Annotated in this window: 18 protein-coding genes and 1 pseudogene; 8 read left to right on the forward strand and 11 right to left on the reverse strand. The window is 38.9% G+C overall.

What is annotated here, in order from left to right; translation table 11 throughout:
- Nucleotides 1-6: 6 nt before the first annotated feature.
- A complete protein-coding gene (pdxR, locus tag ACS604_RS17360) occupies nt 7-1,458 on the reverse strand; it encodes a MocR-like pyridoxine biosynthesis transcription factor PdxR (RefSeq protein WP_474772381.1) in 1,452 nt (483 codons plus the stop codon).
- A gap of 111 nt (nt 1,459-1,569) precedes the next feature.
- Here pdxR and ACS604_RS17365 point away from each other — a divergent pair, with 111 nt between their 5' ends.
- Together ACS604_RS17365 and ACS604_RS17370 are read left to right on the forward strand one after the other, a co-directional pair.
- Nucleotides 1,570-2,346, forward strand: coding sequence for an aldolase (locus tag ACS604_RS17365; RefSeq protein WP_440202928.1), 777 nt, complete (start codon nt 1,570-1,572; stop codon nt 2,344-2,346).
- Nucleotides 2,347-2,361: 15 nt separating this feature from the next.
- Nucleotides 2,362-3,240, forward strand: coding sequence for a dihydrodipicolinate synthase family protein (locus tag ACS604_RS17370; protein WP_474772382.1), 879 nt, complete (start codon nt 2,362-2,364; stop codon nt 3,238-3,240).
- A 42-nt stretch (nt 3,241-3,282) separates the two neighbouring features.
- Here ACS604_RS17370 and ACS604_RS17375 read toward each other — a convergent pair whose 3' ends face one another.
- Nucleotides 3,283-4,104, reverse strand: a complete 822-nt coding sequence (locus ACS604_RS17375; RefSeq protein ID WP_474772384.1) for a TorF family putative porin — start codon at nt 4,102-4,104, stop codon at nt 3,283-3,285.
- 959 nt (nt 4,105-5,063) lie between these two features.
- On the opposite strand from ACS604_RS17375, the gene ACS604_RS17380 reads away from it, so the two are divergent.
- Entirely contained in the window at nt 5,064-6,401 is a 1,338-nt protein-coding gene (locus ACS604_RS17380; protein ID WP_443270888.1) for an OprD family outer membrane porin, read from the forward strand.
- A 108-nt stretch (nt 6,402-6,509) separates the two neighbouring features.
- Here the strand turns inward: ACS604_RS17380 and ppa are convergent, their stop codons facing one another.
- Both ppa and ACS604_RS17390 read right to left on the reverse strand, forming a co-directional pair.
- A complete protein-coding gene (gene ppa, locus ACS604_RS17385; protein WP_004795210.1) occupies nt 6,510-7,034 on the reverse strand; it encodes an inorganic diphosphatase in 525 nt (174 codons plus the stop codon).
- A 127-nt stretch (nt 7,035-7,161) separates the two neighbouring features.
- Nucleotides 7,162-7,560, reverse strand: a complete 399-nt coding sequence (locus ACS604_RS17390) for an MAPEG family protein (protein ID WP_004795212.1) — start codon at nt 7,558-7,560, stop codon at nt 7,162-7,164.
- Between the two features lie 106 nt (nt 7,561-7,666).
- Between ACS604_RS17390 and ACS604_RS17395 the strand changes: the two genes are divergently transcribed.
- Entirely contained in the window at nt 7,667-8,056 is a 390-nt protein-coding gene (locus tag ACS604_RS17395; protein ID WP_005301519.1) for a hypothetical protein, read from the forward strand.
- Nucleotides 8,057-8,096: 40 nt separating this feature from the next.
- Here ACS604_RS17395 and ACS604_RS17400 read toward each other — a convergent pair whose 3' ends face one another.
- The 6 genes from ACS604_RS17400 to ACS604_RS17425 all read right to left on the reverse strand — a co-directional run bounded on the left by ACS604_RS17400 (nt 8,097) and on the right by ACS604_RS17425 (nt 16,663).
- Complete coding sequence (locus ACS604_RS17400; RefSeq protein ID WP_004795215.1) at nt 8,097-9,776, reverse strand: long-chain-fatty-acid--CoA ligase; 1,680 nt, start codon at nt 9,774-9,776, stop codon at nt 8,097-8,099.
- Between the two features lie 296 nt (nt 9,777-10,072).
- The gene (gene parC, locus ACS604_RS17405; RefSeq protein WP_013199151.1) at nt 10,073-12,292 is read right to left on the reverse strand and encodes a DNA topoisomerase IV subunit A; all 2,220 of its coding nucleotides are present in this window, start codon (nt 12,290-12,292) and stop codon (nt 10,073-10,075) included.
- Between the two features lie 152 nt (nt 12,293-12,444).
- On the reverse strand, nt 12,445-13,764 hold the full coding sequence (gene niaP, locus ACS604_RS17410) for a niacin transporter NiaP (RefSeq protein WP_474772386.1): 1,320 nt from the start codon (nt 13,762-13,764) through the stop codon (nt 12,445-12,447).
- Nucleotides 13,765-13,843: 79 nt separating this feature from the next.
- Entirely contained in the window at nt 13,844-14,488 is a 645-nt protein-coding gene (locus tag ACS604_RS17415; protein WP_004795225.1) for a trimeric intracellular cation channel family protein, read from the reverse strand.
- 45 nt (nt 14,489-14,533) lie between these two features.
- Nucleotides 14,534-14,998: a YchJ family protein gene (locus ACS604_RS17420; protein ID WP_474772387.1), complete on the reverse strand. Its 465-nt coding sequence runs from the start codon at nt 14,996-14,998 to the stop codon at nt 14,534-14,536.
- Between the two features lie 72 nt (nt 14,999-15,070).
- Nucleotides 15,071-16,663, reverse strand: coding sequence for a TerC family protein (locus ACS604_RS17425; RefSeq protein ID WP_005301484.1), 1,593 nt, complete (start codon nt 16,661-16,663; stop codon nt 15,071-15,073).
- Between the two features lie 326 nt (nt 16,664-16,989).
- Here ACS604_RS17425 and ACS604_RS17430 point away from each other — a divergent pair, with 326 nt between their 5' ends.
- From ACS604_RS17430 to dinB, 4 genes are all read left to right on the forward strand, one after another.
- Nucleotides 16,990-17,613 carry an LOG family protein gene (locus tag ACS604_RS17430; RefSeq protein ID WP_049838293.1) on the forward strand — a complete coding sequence of 208 codons (624 nt, stop codon included), beginning with the start codon at nt 16,990-16,992 and terminating at the stop codon, nt 17,611-17,613.
- A gap of 171 nt (nt 17,614-17,784) precedes the next feature.
- Nucleotides 17,785-19,176 (forward strand): multidrug transporter subunit MdtD, encoded by a 1,392-nt coding sequence (mdtD, locus tag ACS604_RS17435; protein WP_474772389.1) that lies wholly within the window; start codon nt 17,785-17,787, stop codon nt 19,174-19,176.
- Between the two features lie 77 nt (nt 19,177-19,253).
- On the forward strand, nt 19,254-20,012 hold the full coding sequence (locus ACS604_RS17440; protein WP_474772391.1) for a glycoside hydrolase family 25 protein: 759 nt from the start codon (nt 19,254-19,256) through the stop codon (nt 20,010-20,012).
- A gap of 1 nt (nt 20,013) precedes the next feature.
- Nucleotides 20,014-21,069 (forward strand): DNA polymerase IV, encoded by a 1,056-nt coding sequence (gene dinB / locus ACS604_RS17445; protein WP_474772392.1) that lies wholly within the window; start codon nt 20,014-20,016, stop codon nt 21,067-21,069.
- 4 nt (nt 21,070-21,073) lie between these two features.
- On the opposite strand, the pseudogene ACS604_RS17450 reads toward dinB, so the two are convergent.
- Nucleotides 21,074-21,190: pseudogene (locus ACS604_RS17450) on the reverse strand (hypothetical protein).
- Nucleotides 21,191-21,203: the final 13 nt, after the last annotated feature.

The following is a 21,203-nucleotide window of genomic DNA, read 5'->3' on the forward strand; positions in this document are numbered from 1 at the left end:
ACTTTCTTAAAATGAAACAGCGGATAATGAGTCCGCTGTTCTTTCATTAAGAACCTTATCTAAGGTCTCGATTAGAGAAGTAATTTCTTTCTCTGATAAAGCGGCAAAACCCAAACGAATACAACGATTAGAAAACTCGTTTTGTTTAAACTTATGCTCTGTATCAATGTTAAGTTCTTTTAATTTTAAAAGCTGATCTTGAGTAAATGGTTTCTGGAATTTCACCCATAACGCCATTCCACCCGCGGGTGGTTGTATATGAATACGTTCTACAAAAATTCTTTTAAACTCAGCTAACGCATGGTCTCGGCGTAGTTGATATATTTTTTTCATTTTACGGATGTGTCTTTTAATTTCACCCCTTTGCATTAAATCTGCTAAAGCAAGTTCAGTAATATTATTACCTTGACGATCAATCAGTAAAATATCTTCAGTAATCGATTGAATAATTGATGGCGATGCCACGATGTAGCCTAAACGGATCCCGGGTGCAAAAACTTTAGACAATGAGCCAACATGAATGACTAATTCAGAATGAGGCAAACTCGCTAAGGGTGGCATAGGCCGACTGTCATAATGGAATTCATGGTCATAGTCATCTTCAATAATATAAAAGCCCCATTTTTTTGAAAGCTCTAAGAGTTGAAGACGGCGATTCATTGGCATAGTGACAGTTGTGGGATATTGATGATGCGGAGTTGTATAAATAGCAGCAACCGAATGTTCTTTTAAAATCCGTTCTAAATCTTCAATGACAATACCTTGTTCATCTAATTTGACAGAAACGACCTGAAAACCATTTGATTGGAACGCTTTAAAAGCAGATGGATAGTAAAGCTCTTCAACAACGATAACACCCTGCCTATTAGGTAATGCACGAGATGCAAGAAAAATTCCCATCTGGCTACCCCGTACAATACAAATCTCATCTGCGGCAACATTCATAAAACGTTCCATTGACAACATTTGTTGTAAGGCTTGTCTTAACTCAATCATACCTCGTGGGTCACCATATCCCATGTACTGGTTTTGAGTAATCTTAATCAGTGCATGCCGATAGGCGCGTGAAAATAGTTCGTAGGGAATAAGCCGTGGATCTGGCACACCATCGTTATGTGGATATAAACCAACTTTTTGAATAATTGGCTTCTCATTAACTTTTCGCTCAGATATTGACTCTATTTTGAGTTGTTTCTCTGGCAAAACATCTGCCACAAATGTGCCTTTTCGGGGGCGAGTCACCAGCCATCCTTGTGCTTCTAATTCTTCATAGACCGCTTGTACCGTTTTCCGATTAATTCCTAATTCTTTTGATAGGCTACGAGACCCCGGCAGCATAGTCCCTTGCGCCAAACGGCCACTTAAAACTTCCTGACTAATCAAGTTAGTAAGCTTTAAAAAAACTGTTTTTTCTTCTCTTTCATCGATACGAAAATGTACTTGCCAAGGTCTTAGCATATTTGCCCCATCTGGACCATATAACTTATAAAAACTGGATGTATTGATTCATCCAGTTGTTTTCTATTCTGCCTTCACCTACTTAATTTGGTCAACTGGACTGGAGAAGAGATGAAGACTGCTTCTGTAAACAAACAAGATCTCATGCAACACGCACAGCAAGACATGCAAAAGTGGATTAGCGACTCAGACTTAACTGATCGTCAAAAGCTTGCACTCACTTGTCGTATTTTATTTGATCATGGCCATGATGCTGGTTTAGCAGGCCAAATTACATGTCGTAGTGAAAATAAAGAATCCTTTATTACCCAACGTTTTGGTTTAGGTTTTGATGAAATTACTGCCTCAAACTTGCTTGAGGTGAATCAAGACTTAGAACCTATCAATCAAGAAGGTATGGCAAACCCAGCCAACCGTTTTCACACGTGGATTTATAAAGAACACCCAGAGGTGAACTGCATTATCCATACGCATCCGACTCATGTAGCTGCATTGTCGATGCTTCAAATTCCACTCATGATTTCACAAATGGATGTCTGTGCACTTTACGAAGATTGCTCATTTATAGGCCATTGGCCAGGTGTCCCTGTTGGCAATGAAGAAGGCATTTTGATTTCTTCTGCTCTGGGTAAAAACCGCGCTGTTTTGTTGTCTCACCATGGTCAACTGGTCACAGGAAAAACCATTGAAGAAGCATGTAACTTGGCTCTTTTAATTGAACGTGCAGCTCAACTGCAACTACTAGCCATGTCTGCCGGGCAGATTCAGCCGATCCCACACGATTTAGCAACAGAAGCTCATGACTGGGTATCTACCGATAAACGTAACAAAGTGAACTTTGCTTACTACGCACGTAAAGCTTTGAAAAAGCATTCTGACTGTATTTAAAAAGAGATTTCGACCATGAAACTAAACGGCATTATTGGCTACCCGGTTACCCCATTTTCTGATGACAATACCATTAACCTTCCTGTTCTAAAGCAAATGCTGGATTTGCTTATTGAAAACGGTTGCGATGCAATTGCACCTCTAGGCAGTACAGGTGAAAGCGCTTATCTTGAATGGGATGAGTGGTGTTTAGTCGCTAAGACTTCAATTGAAAGCATTAATAAACGCTTACCTGTCATTATTGGGATTTCAGAACTCACGACCGATCAAGCCATCAAAAAGGCGCAAATCGCACAAAGCTATGGTGCAGATGCACTTATGGTGATTCCTGTATCGTACTGGAAGCTCACAGATCAAGAAATTTTTGAATATTATCAAGCGATTGCACAAGAAACGACTTTGCCAATTATGGTGTATAACAACCCTGCAACGAGTGGTGTTGATATATCTCCAGAATTAATTGTGCGTATGTTTAACAACATTGCAAATATTACGATGGTGAAAGAAAGCAGTGGTGACATTCAACGTATGCATAAAATTCAAGAACTCTCAAAAGGAGAACTCCCATTTTATAACGGCTGCAACCCTCTAGCTTTAGAAGCTTTATGTGCTGGAGCAAGTGGTTGGTGTACAGCAGCACCAAATCTGTTAGGTCAACAACCTCAACAACTTATCGAACATGTAAAAAATGGTGAATTAGAACAAGCCCAAAAATCATTTTATCAACAACTTCCTCTACTACGCTTTATCGTAACTGGTGGTTTACCCAAAACGATTAAAGCAGGTTTACAGTTAAAAGGTGTTGCTGCGGGTTCACCACGTAAGCCACTGTCTAAAGCTGCGGATATTGAGCTTAACCAGTTAAAACAGCTACTTTCTGAAATAGAAAACTAATAAAAAAGCGGGTCAATAAACCCGCTTTTTTACAGCATAAACTTAGAATGTTTTAGTTAAACTAAACACTAGACCTGTGTCGTAAGGTTTTTTCTGAGCATCAGTCATGCCAGAAGTACTAATGTCTGTACCAACTACATCTAGCTCAGCAACAATACCCAAAATGTTATAGTTTACGCCGACTTTATAATCGATATAGCTATCGTCTTTACCTGGACCACCAGCAACTACGGCTAAAGCATCTTTATTTTTGAATTTGTTATAGCCAACTGAAGCAAGGCCTGTAAAACCTGTATCTGCGATTGGCGCTGAATAACCGACATTAAAATACCAGAACTGCTTAGAATGAGCCCAGTAATCATCTGAATAGTTCACACCTACGCTAAGTGCATCCCCTTTAAATAAAGAATCAGCAAAAGTTAATTTACCGTAAACCTCATTAAAATCTAATCCATTTTTACCATCATAACCAATGCCATTACGGTCAAAACTATGGCCCGAACCAATATAGCCATAATGAATTACACCGACATCATAAGTAGGCGCAAGCGTATCCGTTAATTTCAAAGTATTGGTATAACCCAAAGCGACATCAGTTTCTGTTGAGTTGCCTGTTACTCCAAAATCAACACTTGAACCCCAAAGTGATAAATAAGCACCAGACTTATGAGAAAAAGTAAAACCACCTTGAATTGCAGGGTTATTTGATGATTGGGTAACTCCGCGGAAGCGGTAGTCTGTGGTTGCTGCGACGCTCCCTGTTGCGGTGATGCCATAAAAAGATGGTGCATCTTCAGCCATAGCCATGGTTGAACCTGCTGCAAAGATACCAAGGCCTAAGGCCTTAAGTGCAAATTTCATCATTCTGATCTCCCCCATAATGAATGCACGATTTATGTATATAAAACACATTGTGTTACTTAAGCTTTAGCAATTGCTGTGCCAATTCCATATTTGCTATCAACGCACTTCATTAATTTTGAGATCAAACTTGTTTTACAATGAAACCCCTGCTTGTTTCTTATAAATATATATCTATAAAAAACAATATTATAAAAAAATAATTTCAGCCATTGCGAAGAAATCAACATGAGTAAACACCTTGTCGGAAATAAATGAGCGACATCAGCAGTATCCATTTACTCCATGTAAAATTTCTATCTAAGCTTAAATAAGAGATATAAAAATTACGTAAATTTCTTAAAGCTGGCTTTTATTGGTCTGTGAATGGGCATTTCTTTTAATGAGATTTTTTTATTTTTCTCGTTTTAAAACTTATGAACTATTTTGGGTCTTTTTTAAGTAGCCATATGAACGAAAAAAGTGATGCACAAAATTTACGCAGAATATTGCACTAAGTTTGACCAGTTAAACTAAATTCTATTGGTTTTCTATAGTGATCTATTTTTGCACATTACTCTTAAAAATAATGTTATAAAGTAACATTTCAAAAAACATTAAAAATAAATTGTCGAAAAAATCAACTCAAGAGAAGATTAAAAAGTAAACATATCCATCAAAAAAGATCAAAAAACAAACAGAAGAATCAACTAATTTTTGAGCTTGGAATATAAAATAAATGGTAAAAATACACTAAAAAATAAATTACTTTTTTTATTTTAAACAATACATTAAGTATAAAAGCTTAATAGTAAATTTAGTCAACAAGCAGTAGCACATTAATCAATTTCTGCATAGCATATATAAAATAAAATCAACAAAAATATATCTTTTTTATAGATTACTTATACAATTGATTGAAATCCTAGGCCCTGAACAATAACAAGGCACAGGATTTATCGTTTTTATGAGGTTCTTTAAATATGCTAAATGCACAAAAACTTACATTAGCAGTTCTCATTTCTGCGGCAATAATTTCCTCAGCTCAGGCAAGCGAGCAAAGCGAGGCAAAAGGATTTGTTGAAGATGCGAACGGTTCTATTCTCTTCCGTACAGGTTACATCAGCCGTGACAAAAAAAATGGCGTGGATGATACCAGTTCATTTGCTCAAACAGCAATCGTAAATATTGATTCTGGCTTTACTCCTGGTATTGTCGGTTTCGGTGTAGGTGTTGTGGGCGATGGTTCATTTAAAATCGGCGCAAACAAAAACGCTGGCAATAACATGATTCCACGTGAAACTGGTCTCAATGATGATGGCGTACCAACAAAAGGTGCTGGTGATTCTTATGATCACTGGGCACGTGGTGGTGCTAATGTTAAAGCACGTTTCTCAAATACAACAGTACGTTACGGTACTCAAGTACTTGATTTACCAGTTCTAGCAAGTAACACAGCACGTTTGGTACCTGAATATTTCACGGGTACTTTGTTAACTAGTCATGAAATTAAAAATTTAGAAGTGATTGCTGGTAAATTTACTAAAGATCAGTATTCTGATCAGGTGAATACAGATGGTCGTCATCTTGACCGTGCAATTGTTTGGGGTGCTAAATATAAATTTGATGATAACTTGAATGCATCTTACTTTGGTCTAGACAGTAAAAATGCTCTTGAACGCCATTATGTAAATGTAAACTATAAACAGCCTTTGGCGAATGACAGTTCATTAACTTACGATTTTAGTGGCTACCACACTAAATTCGATGCGAATGCGAATACCTACTCAGCTACTGGAGCAGTAGCACCAGATTATGGTAAAACTGGTATAGCAGGTGAAGAAAAGTCTAATAACATTTGGGCAATTTCAGGTACTTATGCAACTGGTCCACATAGTGTGATGTTAGCATACCAACAAAACAGTGGTAATGTTGGTTATGATTACGGTGGTAATGCTGACGGTGGCCAAAGTATCTATTTACCGAACTCTTATTTGTCTGACTTCATCGGTAACGATGAAAAATCAGCACAAATTCAATACAACGTTGATTTTGGTAAGTTAGGTGTATTACCTGGTTTAAACTGGACGACTGCATTTGTATACGGTTGGGACATCAAAGTTAGAAATGTAACTGACAGTGCTCAGGAACGTGAGTTCTTTAACCAAGTGAAATACACTGTTCAAAGCGGTTTTGCTAAAGATGCAAGCCTTCGTATTCGTAACTCTTACTATCGTGCAAGCGATTCATATCAAGGTGCTTACATTGGTGACACCAATGAATGGCGTATCTTCCTTGATATTCCTGTGAAATTATTCTAATTCACAAATTTATCAAGTATAAAAAAACCTACGTCTGGCAACAGATGTAGGTTTTTTTATTAAGCTCAGAATATCAATTGAGGCATTCTGAGCCCTATCAATTAAAGCTTATTTAGCAGCTTCAATTGCTTTTAATACTTCAGCTTTAGCAACGTCAGCACCTTCCCAACCACTGATTTTTACCCACTTACCTGGTTCTAAATCTTTATAGTGACTGAAGAAATGCTCAATTTGGCTAATTAATAACGGAGGAAGATCTGTATATTCCTTAACGTCTTTATACAATGGAGACAATTTCTCGTGTGGAACAGCGATTAATTTCGCATCGATACCACCATCATCTTCCATTTTTAATTTGCCCACTGGACGGCAACGAATGACTGAACCAGCAGCAACAGGATGTGGAGTTACAACAAGTACGTCTAACGGGTCACCATCTTCAGACAAAGTATTTGGAACATAACCATAGTTCGCTGGATAGAACATTGCTGTACCCATGAAACGGTCTACAAACAATGCATCAGAATCTTTGTCGATTTCATATTTAATTGGTGCTGCATTTGCAGGAATTTCAATGATGACATAGATGTCATTTGGGGCATCTTTACCTGCTGGGATATTGCTGTAACTCATATCAATACTCTTTCGTTATGAAGTCAGATGTAAAATCCACTCGATTATAGCGTGGATATCATCAAAATGATGCCGATTATACAATGCGCACACGCGAAAGTTGATATGAATGATGACAGAATGACACTCAAGTCAGTTTAATCGTGACCACTAATAAGAAGATTGGGCACAATATAGATAAGAACCAGACAATCGAACGTAAAGTTGCCCAGTTACTTAAATAACAGATCCCATAAATAACTCTTAAAATAATATATGCCCAACCTAATCTCAGAATAAAATATTCTGGAACGACCATATATTCAGCCATTAAAATAGCCGTTAAGAATAAAGGTAAGCTTTCAAAACTATTTTGTTGTACGGCATTTGCACGAGCAGCCAAACCAGTTGTTTTGGCAAAAAAAGCTCTCGGGTTTTGATTATCGGCAGGCTGAAAACCACCTGTAAACTTTGCAATTACGGTAAATGCGTATGGCAGCAAACATGCCACTAAAATAATATAGATAATGCCGCTGATGCCCTGCATAGTGCCATCCATCACTGAAAATACTGTTGATCATGCTATCATAACATTGCGTTTTTACCTGAAATTTTATGCAATCACTTGTCATCACTGATTTATAGGGCCATGTATGCAACAACCTGATCAAAAAGAATTGTTTGAAGTCTTGGATAAGCAAAAACAGAATCAACTTCAGATAGATCGCATATTAAAGATCGTACTCCCTATTATGGCTTTTTTACTTAGTGTGATTTGTGCAAATTTGAATTGGCAATCGACACTTGGCACCTTTGTTATTTTAACAATTACCTTTATTGCAGTCGGTATTAAACGACTTACTTTGTGGCATTGGCTCATTGTGATTACGATATATTGCTTAGCAGATAATTATTTAAGTTATGGTCAGCTTGATTTAACTCACCTACGCCTTCAACTCGGCACAATGCTTGTTTTTGTTGGAATGGTCGGAATTGGACGCCCTTATATAGACCGCTGGTTTATAAAAAGCCATAAAAACTAAAATAAAAAAAGCGCCCTAAGGCGCTTTTTTTATTAACTGGTTAAGCTGGTTTACGTAAGTCTTTACGTAAAATTTTGCCTACATTTGATTTTGGTAATTCATCCATAAACTCAACATAACGAGGGCGTTTATAGCCTGTTAAGTTTTCTTTAGCGAAGCTCAAAACTTCTTCAGTCGTTAAGCTTTGATCTTTTTTCACAATAAAGAGTTTTGGCACTTCACCTGATTTTTCATCTGGAACACCAATAGCTGCAACTTCCAATACTTTTGGATGTTTAGCAATAACTTCTTCGATTTCACTTGGGTAAACGTTAAAGCCAGAAACCAAAATCATATCCTTTTTACGGTCTACAATTTTTGTATATCCACGGCTATCCATCACACCGATGTCACCCGTACGGAAGAAACCATCTGCTGTCATGACTTTAGCTGTCTCATCAGGACGATTCCAGTAGCCCTTCATCACTTGAGGACCACGAATTGAGATTTCGCCTTGCTCACCTAAAGCAACTTCTTTACCGTCATCATCTAAAATAGCAACTTCAGTTAAAGGTAACGGAATACCAATAGTGCCGCTAAATTCGGTAGAAGCTGGTGGGTTTGCAGTTGCTACCGGTGAAGTTTCTGACAAGCCATAACCTTCAATAATGGTTGTGCCAGTAATTTTCTTCCACGCTTCTGCTGTAGAAGGTAAAACGGCCATACCACCGCCCATCGCCATTTTTAAATTGCTATGGTCAAGTTGTTTGAATTCTTCATTGTTCACTAAAGCATTAAACAATGTGTTTACAGCTGGGAAGAATGATGGTTGATATTTACGTAATTCGTTAATAACAGCTGGTAAATCACGAGGGTTCGGAATCAAGATATTTGCCTGACCTTTATACATACCGTACATCGCACAAACCATGAACGCAAAAATATGATAAAGCGGTAACGCACAAACAATACGGTCGCCTTTAGCACCATCGTTTGCTCCAAATTTACTTTGGAAAATACCATCACACTGAAGTAAGTTTGCTACAAGATTACGATGAGTAAGCTCTGCACCTTTTGAAACGCCTGTTGTACCACCAGTGTATTGAAGTACAGCAGTATCACTTAAAGTTAAAGTCGGACGCTTATAATTACTCGCATTTTCTTTGTTTAATGCTGAATTAAATTTAACGTGTCCTGGAATATTCCAAGCTGGAATTTGTTTACGTACTTTACGTAATACAAAATTCACCAGAGTACCTTTGAGTGTACCGAGCATATCTCCGACTGATGCAACTACAACATGCTTCACTGGAGTTTTACCTAAAATGCTTTGGTAAACACTGGCAAAGTTTTCGATAATCACAAGTACTTCTGCACCTGAGTCATTTAATTGATGCTCAAGTTCACGCGCAGTATAAAGTGGGTTAACGTTTACTAACACTAAACCTGCACGTAACACAGCTAATGCAACTACAGGATACTGCAATACATTCGGCATCATCACTGCCACACGAGTTCCTTTTGCTAACCCCAAATTTTGCAAATAGGTTGCAAACTTACGGCTTGCAAGTTCTAACTCATTAAATGACATCGCTTTATCCATAAAGATAAAGGCATCGCGAGAACCAAATTTTTGGAAATTACTCTCAAAAATATCAACAAGTGAGGTATTTTCCGCAGGCAATGCTACTGTTTCTGGAATCCCTGTTTTTTGGTATTCTGCAAACCAAATTTTTTCCATAATGCCATTATCTCCGATTCGTAATCCTTAGTAATAACTGTTATTCAATGCCCCAGCTATTCTTTAGCTTCTTGGTGCCAGAACATATTTAAAACTTATTGGCACATTCATGACACTTCGAACAAGATTATGAGACAGAAGTTTTGACAATTTAACCCTGCCAAATTTTTTGCATGGAGTACAAATTACGTACTCCAAATTGCTGTCCTTTTAATCGTTATTCAATACCAACAAGTTCAGTTCATTGCTTGAACATGTTGCCATATATAGCGTATTTATGTTGCCAGACGCTAGCTTTATCTCTGAATCAACAGTTTATTTGCTTTTTGATATCCACGTGGTAAGAGCTGACCTTTTGAAGCTCGTTTACCCATATATTTTTGTAGATCATCACCTTTTAATTTTAGATGTTGCTGACCTGCAACCACCTGAATTATTTCATCTAAGTTCAGGGTTGTCATGGATAAAATTTGCTCTTTCGCATCAAGTTGTATCAACTTATTACCTTTACCCTTATTTAGATTTGGTAGTTCTGCCAAATCAATAATCAAGAGTCGACCTGCTGAGCTGAGCACTGCTAAGTGCGTCATATTTTGAGCAGATATTAATGGTAAAGCTTTTGATTTTTCAGGAACAGACAAGAATGTCTTACCTGCCTTGGCATTGGTATCTAACTGTTTGGTTTGAGTTTTAAACCCATAACCAGAGGTACTCGCCGCGATAAGTTCAGACTCTTCGTCTTCTAGATAAACCTGAATAAACGACACACCACTTGCAGGAGCAAGTTTAGAACTTAAAGGTTCGCCCAAACCTCTTGCTGATGGCAAACTACTAATAGGCAAGGCATAACTACGCCCTGTCTCATCAAGGAAATAGATCCGTTGATTGGTTTTACCCACAGCGTGACTTAAATATTGGTCGCCCGCACGATAGTTTAAATTCTCTGCATCAACATCCGCACCTTTTGCAGCACGAATCCATCCAGCTTCAGATAAAACCACCGTTACCGCTTCAGCTGGCATTAAATCCTGTTCTTTAATCTGAACAGCTTCAGCACGCACCACGATTGGAGAACGGCGTTCGTCACCAAACTTTTTCGCGTCTTCTTTTAATTCACCAATAATCAGATTTTTTAAAGATTCTGGATTTTCTAATTGCTCACGAATAATGGCAGCTTTTGCAGCAAGCTCATCTTGTTCATGACGGATTTCCATCTCTTCAAGTTTTGCTAAATGACGCAACTTGAGTTCTAAAATTGCTTCTGCCTGTATCTCATCAATATTGAAATGTTCCATCAACACTGGTTTAGGCTGATCTTCTTCACGAATAATACGAATCACTGTATCAATATCAAGATAAGCAATTAAAAGACCTGCCAAAATATGCAGACGTTTTTCAATTCGGTTTAAATGATATTCTAAACGGCGAGTGACCGTCTTTTTACGGATCTCAATCCATTCAAGCAAGATACGACGAATCGATTTAACTTGAGGACGACCATCCTCACCAATCATGTTTAAATTAACACGGTAGCTCGACTCTAAATCGGTGGTTGCAAATAAGTGGCTCATTACCGCTTCTGCATCAATGCGGTTAGAGCGAAGTACAATCACTAATCGTGTTGGGTTTGCATGATCCGACTCGTCACGAATATCAACGACTAATGGCAGCTTTTTGGCTTGCATTTGGTCGGCAATTTGAGTAATCACCTTAGAGCCCGATACTTGATAAGGCAGTTCAGTAATCACGATTTCATTTTTTTCGATGGTATAAACCGCTCGCATGCGGTAACTGCCACGACCAGTGGTCTGAATTTTGAGTAATTCTTCTGGCGGCGTAATAATTTCAGCTTTTGTTGGTAAATCTGGCCCTGGAATATATTCAGCCAATTTTTCATCTGAAGTTTGCGGGTTACGAATTAATGCAATCGTTCCTTTAATCACTTCACGTAAATTATGTGGTGGAATATCGGTTGCCATACCAACCGCAATACCAGTTGTGCCGTTGAGTAGAATATTAGGAATACGCGCTGGCAACGTAATAGGTTCTTTTAATGAACCATCAAAGTTATCTTGCCAGTCAGTTGTGCCCTGACCTAACTCATTTAATAACAACTCACTGTAGGCAGAAAGCTTTGCTTCGGTATAACGCATCGCAGCAAATGACTTAGGATCATCTGGTGCCCCCCAGTTACCTTGTCCTTCAATTAAAGGATAACGATAACTAAATGGCTGAGCCATCAATACCATCGCTTCATAACATGCCGAGTCACCATGAGGATGGTATTTACCGAGCACATCACCTACTGTACGTGCTGATTTTTTTGGCTTGCCACTATTTTTTAAGCCTAGCTCGCTCATGGCATAGACAATACGGCGCTGTACAGGCTTTAAGCCATCACTGATATGCGGCAATGCACGGTCCATAATGACGTACATGGCATAATTCAAGTAAGCCTGTTCAGTAAATTCGGCTACAGAGCGGTTTTCTGTCGCTTGATGCGCAAGGCTGGTCATAGTCAGCTTATCTTCCAAATCAGTCGTTATTTTAAATGAGTCTTATGCTAAGTGGGCTATGTTACAGACACAAGAGGGAGTCTGTCACCTGAGCGTCAAATTATGTCTCATCTCTCTATATTTTTAGTTACTTGCTATAAAGTTAGGCAAAATTACAAGCCTATCGACTCTAGTCTTTTCCCTTGGGTTTCTTCACCTAATATTAAAATTACAGCTGCGACCAAAAGTAAAACAACAGTAAACATCATAAAAACATGGCTAAACCCATGCTTTGCAACCATCATATGGGTAACCACAATCGGCGCCAAAATTCCGCCTAAACGCCCCATTGCCGATGCCCAGCCCGAACCAAAAGCCCGAATATTGGCTGGATATTGTTCTGGCGTATAGGTATATAACACTCCCCATGCCCCTAAATTAAAGAATGACATGAGACAGCCCCAAAACATAATGCTATTTACGCTGTCGGCTTGTCCAAAGAAATATGCAGACAGTGCACAAAACCCGATAAATGAAGCGAGAGTAATTTTTCTACCCAATCGCTCAACAAACCATGCCGCTGCCAAGTAACCCGGTAGTTGTGCCAAAATCATCAGCAAAACATATTCAAAAGATTTAACAATGTCATAGCCTTGTTTCACTAATAAACTTGGCAACCACGTAAAGATACCGTAGTAGGAATATACGATTCCAAACCAGATGAGCCAAAGCATTAAACTACGGCGTGCAAAAGGGCCACTCCAAAGTTGTTTAAAAGAGACTTTTTGTTGTATGGCGACAGGCACAACTTCAATATGATGAACGATTTGGACACCCGCCTGAGCTTCTAGTTTTTGTACTAAAGCATGCGCTTCTTCGATGCGGCCACGGTTAATCAGGTACGGTATGGACTCGGGGAGTTTTTTCCAAATCACTAGAATATAAATCAGAGGGAGGCCGCCCATCAGAAATGCGATATGCCAGCCAAATTTAGGAATAATAAAATAAGAAATTAACGCCGCAACTAACCAGCCTAAACCCCAAAAACTTTCAAGTAATACAATAAAACGACCACGTACATGTGAGGGTATATACTCACTCACCAATGTCACTGCAACTGGTAGCTGCCCGCCAAGTCCAAGACCAACAACAAAACGGAAAATCAATAACCATTTCAAATCTGGAGCAAATGCACATAAGGCAGTCGCGATACTATAAATTGCCATGGTCGTAGCAAATATTGTCTTTCGACCAAACCGATCGGCTAAGGCTCCCGAGCAAACCGCTCCAATAGCCATTCCTACAAAGCCAATACTCACAATCCAACCGCTTTGGGCTGGGGTTAATGCCCAGTCTTTAACAAGCGTTGTCATGATAAAAGCAATGATACCGGTGTCCATCGCATCAAACATCCAACCTAAACCAACCACCCACAATAATGTGTAGTGGAATTTGCCAATTGGAAGATTTTGTATACGTGAAACCAGATCCATAAGAAAACTCTACTGGAAAGAATAAGTGAGCAATACAATATTTAATTGTTATAGCATGCTCACATCGTATTCTGCATAATTAATGTTCATCGGTCGATGAAGCTGATTCTGCATCGTCATCTTTATAAATAAACTTAGGCATTTCTAAGCCGAAATAGATCGCAATCAGACGCAGAGTAAAACCGAAAATTAAGGTTGAAATAACAGTTAACTCTAAACTGAATCCCAAATCTAAGCATACCCAATAGCAAATGACCGCTACAAAAGAAATACTCGCATAAAGTTCGCGACGGAAAACGAACGGAACATCGTTACATAAAATGTCACGCAAAATACCGCCAGAAACGCCAGTTAACACCCCTGCTACTGCCGATACGACAAAACCATGTCCCATTTGTAAGGCAATCTGACAACCAATAATGGTAAATCCAATTAGACCTAAGGCATCGAGCACCAAAAAGATGTTATGTAAATGACGCATCCATTTGGCAATAATAATTGTGACAAATGCAGCACAACAAGTCAGAACAAGATATTCAGGATGTTTTACCCAAGTTAAAGGATAGTGACCAAGTAATACATCACGTACAGACCCACCACCTAAAGCAGTCACACAGGCAATCAGTACGACACCGAACCAGTCCATACTCCGTCGCCCAGCAGACAGTGCGCCTGTCATGGCTTCGGCAGTAATCGCAATAATATAAATAACGGTGAGTAACATTGCCCTTTCCCTCAGGCCAAACGGTGCGCGTATTTTAAGATAAAGTTATAGGAATTGTGCACAGCATTGTTTAAATTTTTTTCCAGAGCCACATATACAAGGTTGTTTCATGGTGACATGCATATCTACAGTGGGATCAAGAAAAAACCATTGTTGTTGATATACAAAATGTGAAACCTCATGGTGAACATGAGCTTTTTGTCCATCATGATAATGTGCCTTGAATTCAACCTGTGCATGGGTTTTATCGAGTTTTTCTTTGGCGTTAACGACGTCTAAACCCAACCATTGATTTTGTTTACTCCAGTCTGCAATGGCATCTTTATCAAGTGCAGTTTGCTGGCCTAAAGCGGTTGTTTTCACAATATAATCAATTTGCTGTAATGCAAAAGCACTATAACGCGAACGCATCAGCTGCTCTGCTGTCAGGGCTTTTGCTGTGCCTAAATGTAAAGGCTCACAGCATTCTGCATAGCTGCCTTTTCCACATGGACAAATGTGTTGAGTCATTTTGTGTTTCTCAAATAAAAAAATAGCTCAGAGTTGAGCTATTTTATGATGTTTCTAGACTTAAAATGTCATTTAATCTTTTGATTCATCTTGTTCGATAGAAACAATATGAACTTTCTCGATTTTATGACCTTCCATCGTAATCACTTCAAAGCGATAACCATCTGCTTCAACAGCTTCACCATTTTCTGGTAAACGGCCTAAATGGAATAGCAAGTAACCCGACAAAGTTGAATACTGTTCACTCTCATCGACCAAATCACGGCCTAATAAAAGCGATACGTGACGAATGTCCGTTGAACCTTCTAGTATTAATGAACCATCTGCCAAACTCTCAGCAGCTGCGTCTAGCTCATCTTCATCAGGGAATTCACCCGCAATAGCTTCTAAAATATCAATTGGCGTTGCAATACCTTCAATTGAACCATATTCATTTAAAACGATTGCCATTTGTAACGGTGCTTGACGTAATTGCTCCATCACCATAAGTACTTGAGCATTTTCATGCACAATGACAGGTTCACGTAAATGCTTTTGGAAATCGACCACACCTGTTTCAATAAAGCCATTTAGAACTTTATGAGTAAGTGCAATACCTTCAATATTATCAAGCTCACCACGTGCAACAATCAAACGAGAGTGCGTCATTGACATTAAACGTTCTTTTAAAACTTCCGGTTCGTCGTCTAAATCAATCCACTCAAGTTCAGGTCGTGGAGTCATAACAGACTTTACAGGACGCTCTGATAAACCCAGAACACCTTGCACAAGCACACTATGATAAGCACCATTTTCTTCGTCGAAAACTTCATCTGCAAAAGCTTGTGTAGCCAATACATCTTCTTTATCAGAAGATTGCGTATCTGAGCTAGAACCACTGCTTTTACTGCCTAACATACGTAACACGGCTGAGGCAGTGCGATAACGTAAATCGGTGGTTGTAACCAGTTTTTCCTGATTGCGGCGCATGCTTTGGTTGATAATTTCCACCAAAACCGAGAAGCCAATTGCAGCATATAAGTAGCCCTTCGGAATATGGAAACCAAAACCTTCCACGACCAAAGAGAAACCAATCATCATCAAGAAACCAAGACACAGAATAACAACCGTTGGATGCTTATTCACAAAGTCCATGAGCGGTTTCGATGCCCACAACATGATTCCGACAGCAATTACAACTGCAACCATCATGATAGACAGTTCTTTCACCATACCTACAGCGGTAATCACACTATCTAACGAGAATACGGCATCAAGCACAACAATCTGGACAATGACCATCCAGAACGCAGCATGAACAGGATTATCTTCTTTATGAAGTTGATTACCTTCCATGCGTTCATGCAATTCCATGGTGCCTTTAAAGAGCAAGAACACACCACCGAACAACAAAATCAAATCACGGCCAGAGAATGGGTGATTAAAAATATGGAAGAGTGGTTCTGTCAGTGTCACGACCCAAGCAATCGAAGCTAAAAGTATTAGCCGCATTCCTAAGGCGAGTATTAAACCAATTATACGTGCTTTAGCTCGCTGCTCTGGCGGCAGTTTTTCGGCCAAAATAGCGATGAAAACGAGGTTATCGATCCCCAATACAATTTCAAGAACGATTAATGTTGCTAAACCCACCCAAGCAGATGGATCAGACATCCATTCAAAGATCATCGATCCTGCTCCTGTGCTAATTGGATTTTATCTTTATTTGGCAACACAGCAGGCATGCCCATACAAAGGAGGGAAAATGTTTTTTTAGGACAAGAAATTAAAACGGAGCGACTACAACCACTACCCATATTTGTTCATATGTTGTTAAACGAATTTTTAGTATAGGCAAGATTTAACATAAATTCATCATTTTTATTTGTTCATGACAGGCATTCACCAAACCCATACAAAACATCAGTCTTTACTATAAATCTGCTTATAAAGTTGTCATATCTTTTGCTTAGTGTAGACAAGAAATATGAACGTGATAAGGTGAAAATAAAACAATGAATAGCGTATTAACAATGGCAGTAAATGATTCACCAATAACAGCTGTAAAAACAAAACAACCTCTTATTGCATTATATTGTGGTTCACGTGCAGGAAATAACCCGATCTACCGAGAAAAGGCGATTGAACTCGCTCATGGAATTGCTGACCAAGGTTTCGGTTTAGTCTACGGTGGGGCTAGCATTGGTTTAATGGGACAAGTTGCTGAAAGCGTTCTCGCAAACGGCGGAGAAGCTGTCGGTGTCATTCCTGAATTTATGCTCGATTATGAAGTAGCCCATGCAGGCTTAACCGAATTACATGTCGTAGAAACCATGCACGAGCGCAAAGCCATGATGGCAGAGCGTGCAAGTGCATTTATTGCATTACCCGGCGGTTTAGGAACATTCGAAGAAATATTGGAAATAGCCACGTGGGGCCAACTTAACCAACATCAAAAACCCATGATTTTGTATAACGTAAATGGCTTTTATAATGCATTGATTGCCCAACTAGACCATGCGGTTCAAGAAGGTTTTCTTCCCCTTCAGCACCGAGCTAAATTAATTGTATGTGATGATGTCGATCAGATTTATAACGTCATTAAAAATTTAAAAATGCCAAAAAGATTTGTTGTCTAGTTACCCACCTACTCTCCATAAAAAAGCGGTTCTGCCGCTTTTTTTGTTTTAACTATTTTCACCGCTACCTTCAAAAGCACTTAGATTTATTAAAGGGGTAATCAACATTGTCTTACTTTTTTTACTTTCAATTTGTTTTACACTAGACCAAAACGTTAACTTTCAAATGTTATGAATGCCACGCCGACTCACCAAGCCTTGCAACCTGAATATCGCTTACTCGTACTTTTGGTTTCCATTGGCTTTTTTATGCAGGCTTTGGACACAACAATTGTAAATACAGCTATTCCTGCAATGGCTCACCATTTAAATGAAGACCCTCTACGCATGCATAGCGTAGTAGTGGCCTATGTATTATCAGTAGCCGCCTGCATTCCTTTAAGTGGATGGTTAGCTGACCGCTTTGGTGTTAGAAATATTTTCTTATCGGCAATCGTTATTTTTACTTTAGCCTCTTTAGGCTGTGGCCTTTCTCAGAGTCTCAATGAACTCTTATTTTTCCGAGTCATCCAAGGCGTAGGCGGAGCTTTACTACTTCCTGTTGGTCGATTATCACTTTTAAAGATTATTCCCCGAACTCAGTTTTTAGCTGCAATGAGCTTAATGAGTCTTGCAGGTTTACTGGGGCCTTTGGCTGGTCCAACTTTAGGTGGCTGGTTAGTTGAAGTTGCAACTTGGCACTGGATTTTTCTCATCAATATTCCCATGGGTATCTTAGGCATCTTAATGACATTAAGAGTCATGCCTAATTTAAAAGAACCTTCAGTCAAAACATTTGATTTAGGCGGTTTCATCTTATTAGTGGTGGCCATGATTGGATGGTCTTTGGGTATCGAACATTTAGCCTCCCCTGAATATTCAAAATGGTTCAGCATTTCACTATTAATAGTCGGGATAATCGCAACGCTTTGGTATGCCTATCATTCTCATACTCATCAAAATGCGTTGTTCCGTAGCCGACTTTTTAGAAACAAAATTTATGCGATTGGTATTTTAGGTAATTTCTTTGCCCGCTTTGGTGGTAATGCCTTACCTTTTGTTTTACCGCTCATGCTACAGGTGGCTTTTGGCTTTGAACCTTTCATAGCAGGTTTAATGATGATTCCTTTAGTCTTAGGCTCATTATTTTCAAAGCCAATTGTCAGACCGATTATTCAAAAGATTGGCTATCGACGTTTTTTACTCGTCAACACAACGCTGGTCGGGCTATGTATCGCCTCTTTCGCCATCATGACAGTCGACACTCCAACTTGGTTTAGAGCCTTACACTTTTTCTTATTTGGCACATTAAACTCACTGCAATTTGTGGGTATGAACACATTGACCTTAAAAGATCTGCCTCAACAAGATGCAAGTAGCGGTAATAGTTTCTTGTCAATGATCATGATGCTATCAATGAGTATTGGCGTGGCACTCGCTGGCACACTCATTAATATCTTTACTGATTATTATGGAGCTGACCATGTGACCACTGCATTCCACGTCACTTTAATTTGCCTCGGCTGTATCAATGTCATTACAGCGCTTATTTTCTGGCAAATTCCAAAAAATACCCCCGTATAAGCCGTTGCATTTTTAGCGTGGTTTCTCCCTCTTGAATCACGTTATGATGTCGGCTTCAAATCTTTAATGAGTTTTGCATGACCAAACTGGCTAAAACCTTTTTCACAGCACGGTACAATACTTTAATCGGAATTGGCTTGGGATGTGTTATGGGAGTTCTGGCTTATTTTGGTCTGTTCTATCAGCAAAAAGCCGTTGCGCAAGATTATCCAGTTCAAGGATTCGATGTCTCTCACCATCAAGGTGACATTGACTGGAAAAAAATATCACCGGAAAAGTTCCAATTCGTCTATTTAAAAGCGACTGAAGGTGGTGATTATAAAGATTCAAAATTTCAAGAAAATTGGCTTAAAGCTCGTGAACATGGGTTTCATGTAGGGGCTTATCACTTTTACCGTCTATGCCGTGATGGTAAAACGCAAGCAGATAACTTTATTGCGACTGTGCCTAAAAAATCAGATGCGCTTCCGCCAGTTATTGATCTGGAATACGACAGTAACTGTATTAATACATACACCAAAGAACAATTAATTAAAGAAATTGGCATCATGCATGATCGCTTAAAACAGCATTATGGTAAACAGCCTATCTTCTATATTTCCAGAACTTTTTACCACATTGTCTTAGTTGGAAATTTTTCTGGTACTCCTCTTTGGGTGCGCGATTATGAAGCTAAACCTGAACTCAAAGATAAAAGAAAATGGCTCTTTTGGCAGCATAGTAATCAAGGTAAAATTGAAGGCATAACAAAACCTGTAGACTTAAATGTCTATGAGGGTTCAGTCAAAGAATGGCACCAATTTTTACAGCAGCAAGGCATCGTGAAAGCACAATAATATGCGCAAAATCATTCATATCGATATGGATGCCTTTTATGCATCAGTCGAATTGCGAGAGCGTCCTGATCTAAAGCATCTCCCTGTGGTTATTTCATCTCATCATCCGCGAGCTGTGATTGCTGCTGCATCTTATCCTGCCCGCGAATTTGGTTTACGTTCAGCCATGTCGATGAGTCAGGCAAGAAAACTATGCCCTCAAGTGGTTATTATTGAGCCAAATTTTGAAAAATACCGCACAGTCTCTGCTCAAATTCACTCTATTTTTCAGCAATATACTCTGCTTATTGAACCTTTATCTTTAGATGAAGCCTATTTGGATGTCACTGAAAACCTAAAACAGATTGCGAGTGCAACCGAGGTTGCGATGCATATTCGGGAAGATATTTTTAGGTTAACTGGACTGACTGCATCAGCAGGTGTAGCCCCCAATAAATTTTTGGCAAAAATTGCTTCAGACTGGAATAAGCCGAATGGTTTGTGTGTAATCAAACCTTCGCAAGTTGCTAGTTTTATTCAAGACCTGCCACTTAAAAAAATCCCTGGCGTCGGTAAAGTGACTCAGGAAAAATTACAGCAACTTCAATTACATACTTTAGGCGATTTACAGAAAATTGAAGAGGCTGTTTTAGTTCACCACTTTGGTAAATATGGGCAACAGCTCTACCTATATGCACAAGGAATTGATCATAGACCTGTTCAATCTGAAAGAGCTCGGCAACAAATTTCGAAAGAGACAACTTTCGATAGTGACTTTACTTTGGTTCAATGTCAGCCCTATTGGCAGGGACTAGCCGAGAAAGTCTGGCAAAGCTTAGAAAAAAAACAACTCAATGCACGTGGTGTGAATATTAAGCTTAAACTCAAGAATTTTCAGACTTTACAACATAGTAAAAGCTTTAAAAGACCAATCCAGTCGCTACAGGACTTAATTCAAGTTTTATTTTTATTATTAAATGAAATGCAGATTCCTGAACATTTTCAGTTTCGCTTAATTGGTATAGGAGTTTATCAATTACAAACCCAAGCGGATGACTTCCAGCTTAACCTCTGGTAGTTGATTAATTTTCACTCAAAAGAGCAACTTTTAAACAAAATAGACTCCCTTTTACTGAAACTTTAGAGTAACCTAATCAACGCATATTCATTACCCATGTATTTGCAACATGCCAAAGCAACCTTTACTTTCGG

It is taken from the genome of Acinetobacter sp. Li1LvA2 (assembly GCF_056156705.1).

Excerpts from the sequence above, each read along its gene's own strand:
- pdxR (WP_474772381.1), bottom strand. The coding sequence starts at position 1,458 with ATGCTAAGACCTTGGCAAGTACATTTTCGTATCGATGAAAGAGAAGAA.
- ACS604_RS17425 (WP_005301484.1), bottom strand. The coding sequence starts at position 16,663 with ATGATCTTTGAATGGATGTCTGATCCATCTGCTTGGGTGGGTTTAGCA.
- mdtD (WP_474772389.1), top strand. The coding sequence starts at position 17,785 with ATGAATGCCACGCCGACTCACCAAGCCTTGCAACCTGAATATCGCTTA.
- ACS604_RS17390 (WP_004795212.1), bottom strand. The coding sequence starts at position 7,560 with ATGCAGGGCATCAGCGGCATTATCTATATTATTTTAGTGGCATGTTTG.
- ACS604_RS17370 (WP_474772382.1), top strand. The coding sequence starts at position 2,362 with ATGAAACTAAACGGCATTATTGGCTACCCGGTTACCCCATTTTCTGAT.
- ACS604_RS17380 (WP_443270888.1), top strand. The coding sequence starts at position 5,064 with ATGCTAAATGCACAAAAACTTACATTAGCAGTTCTCATTTCTGCGGCA.
- ACS604_RS17365 (WP_440202928.1), top strand. The coding sequence starts at position 1,570 with ATGAAGACTGCTTCTGTAAACAAACAAGATCTCATGCAACACGCACAG.
- niaP (WP_474772386.1), bottom strand. The coding sequence starts at position 13,764 with ATGGATCTGGTTTCACGTATACAAAATCTTCCAATTGGCAAATTCCAC.
- dinB (WP_474772392.1), top strand. The coding sequence starts at position 20,014 with ATGCGCAAAATCATTCATATCGATATGGATGCCTTTTATGCATCAGTC.
- ACS604_RS17375 (WP_474772384.1), bottom strand. The coding sequence starts at position 4,104 with ATGATGAAATTTGCACTTAAGGCCTTAGGCCTTGGTATCTTTGCAGCA.
- ppa (WP_004795210.1), bottom strand. The coding sequence starts at position 7,034 with ATGAGTTACAGCAATATCCCAGCAGGTAAAGATGCCCCAAATGACATC.
- ACS604_RS17395 (WP_005301519.1), top strand. The coding sequence starts at position 7,667 with ATGCAACAACCTGATCAAAAAGAATTGTTTGAAGTCTTGGATAAGCAA.
- ACS604_RS17440 (WP_474772391.1), top strand. The coding sequence starts at position 19,254 with ATGACCAAACTGGCTAAAACCTTTTTCACAGCACGGTACAATACTTTA.
- ACS604_RS17400 (WP_004795215.1), bottom strand. The coding sequence starts at position 9,776 with ATGGAAAAAATTTGGTTTGCAGAATACCAAAAAACAGGGATTCCAGAA.
- ACS604_RS17420 (WP_474772387.1), bottom strand. The coding sequence starts at position 14,998 with ATGACTCAACACATTTGTCCATGTGGAAAAGGCAGCTATGCAGAATGC.
- parC (WP_013199151.1), bottom strand. The coding sequence starts at position 12,292 with ATGACCAGCCTTGCGCATCAAGCGACAGAAAACCGCTCTGTAGCCGAA.
- ACS604_RS17430 (WP_049838293.1), top strand. The coding sequence starts at position 16,990 with ATGAATAGCGTATTAACAATGGCAGTAAATGATTCACCAATAACAGCT.
- ACS604_RS17415 (WP_004795225.1), bottom strand. The coding sequence starts at position 14,488 with ATGTTACTCACCGTTATTTATATTATTGCGATTACTGCCGAAGCCATG.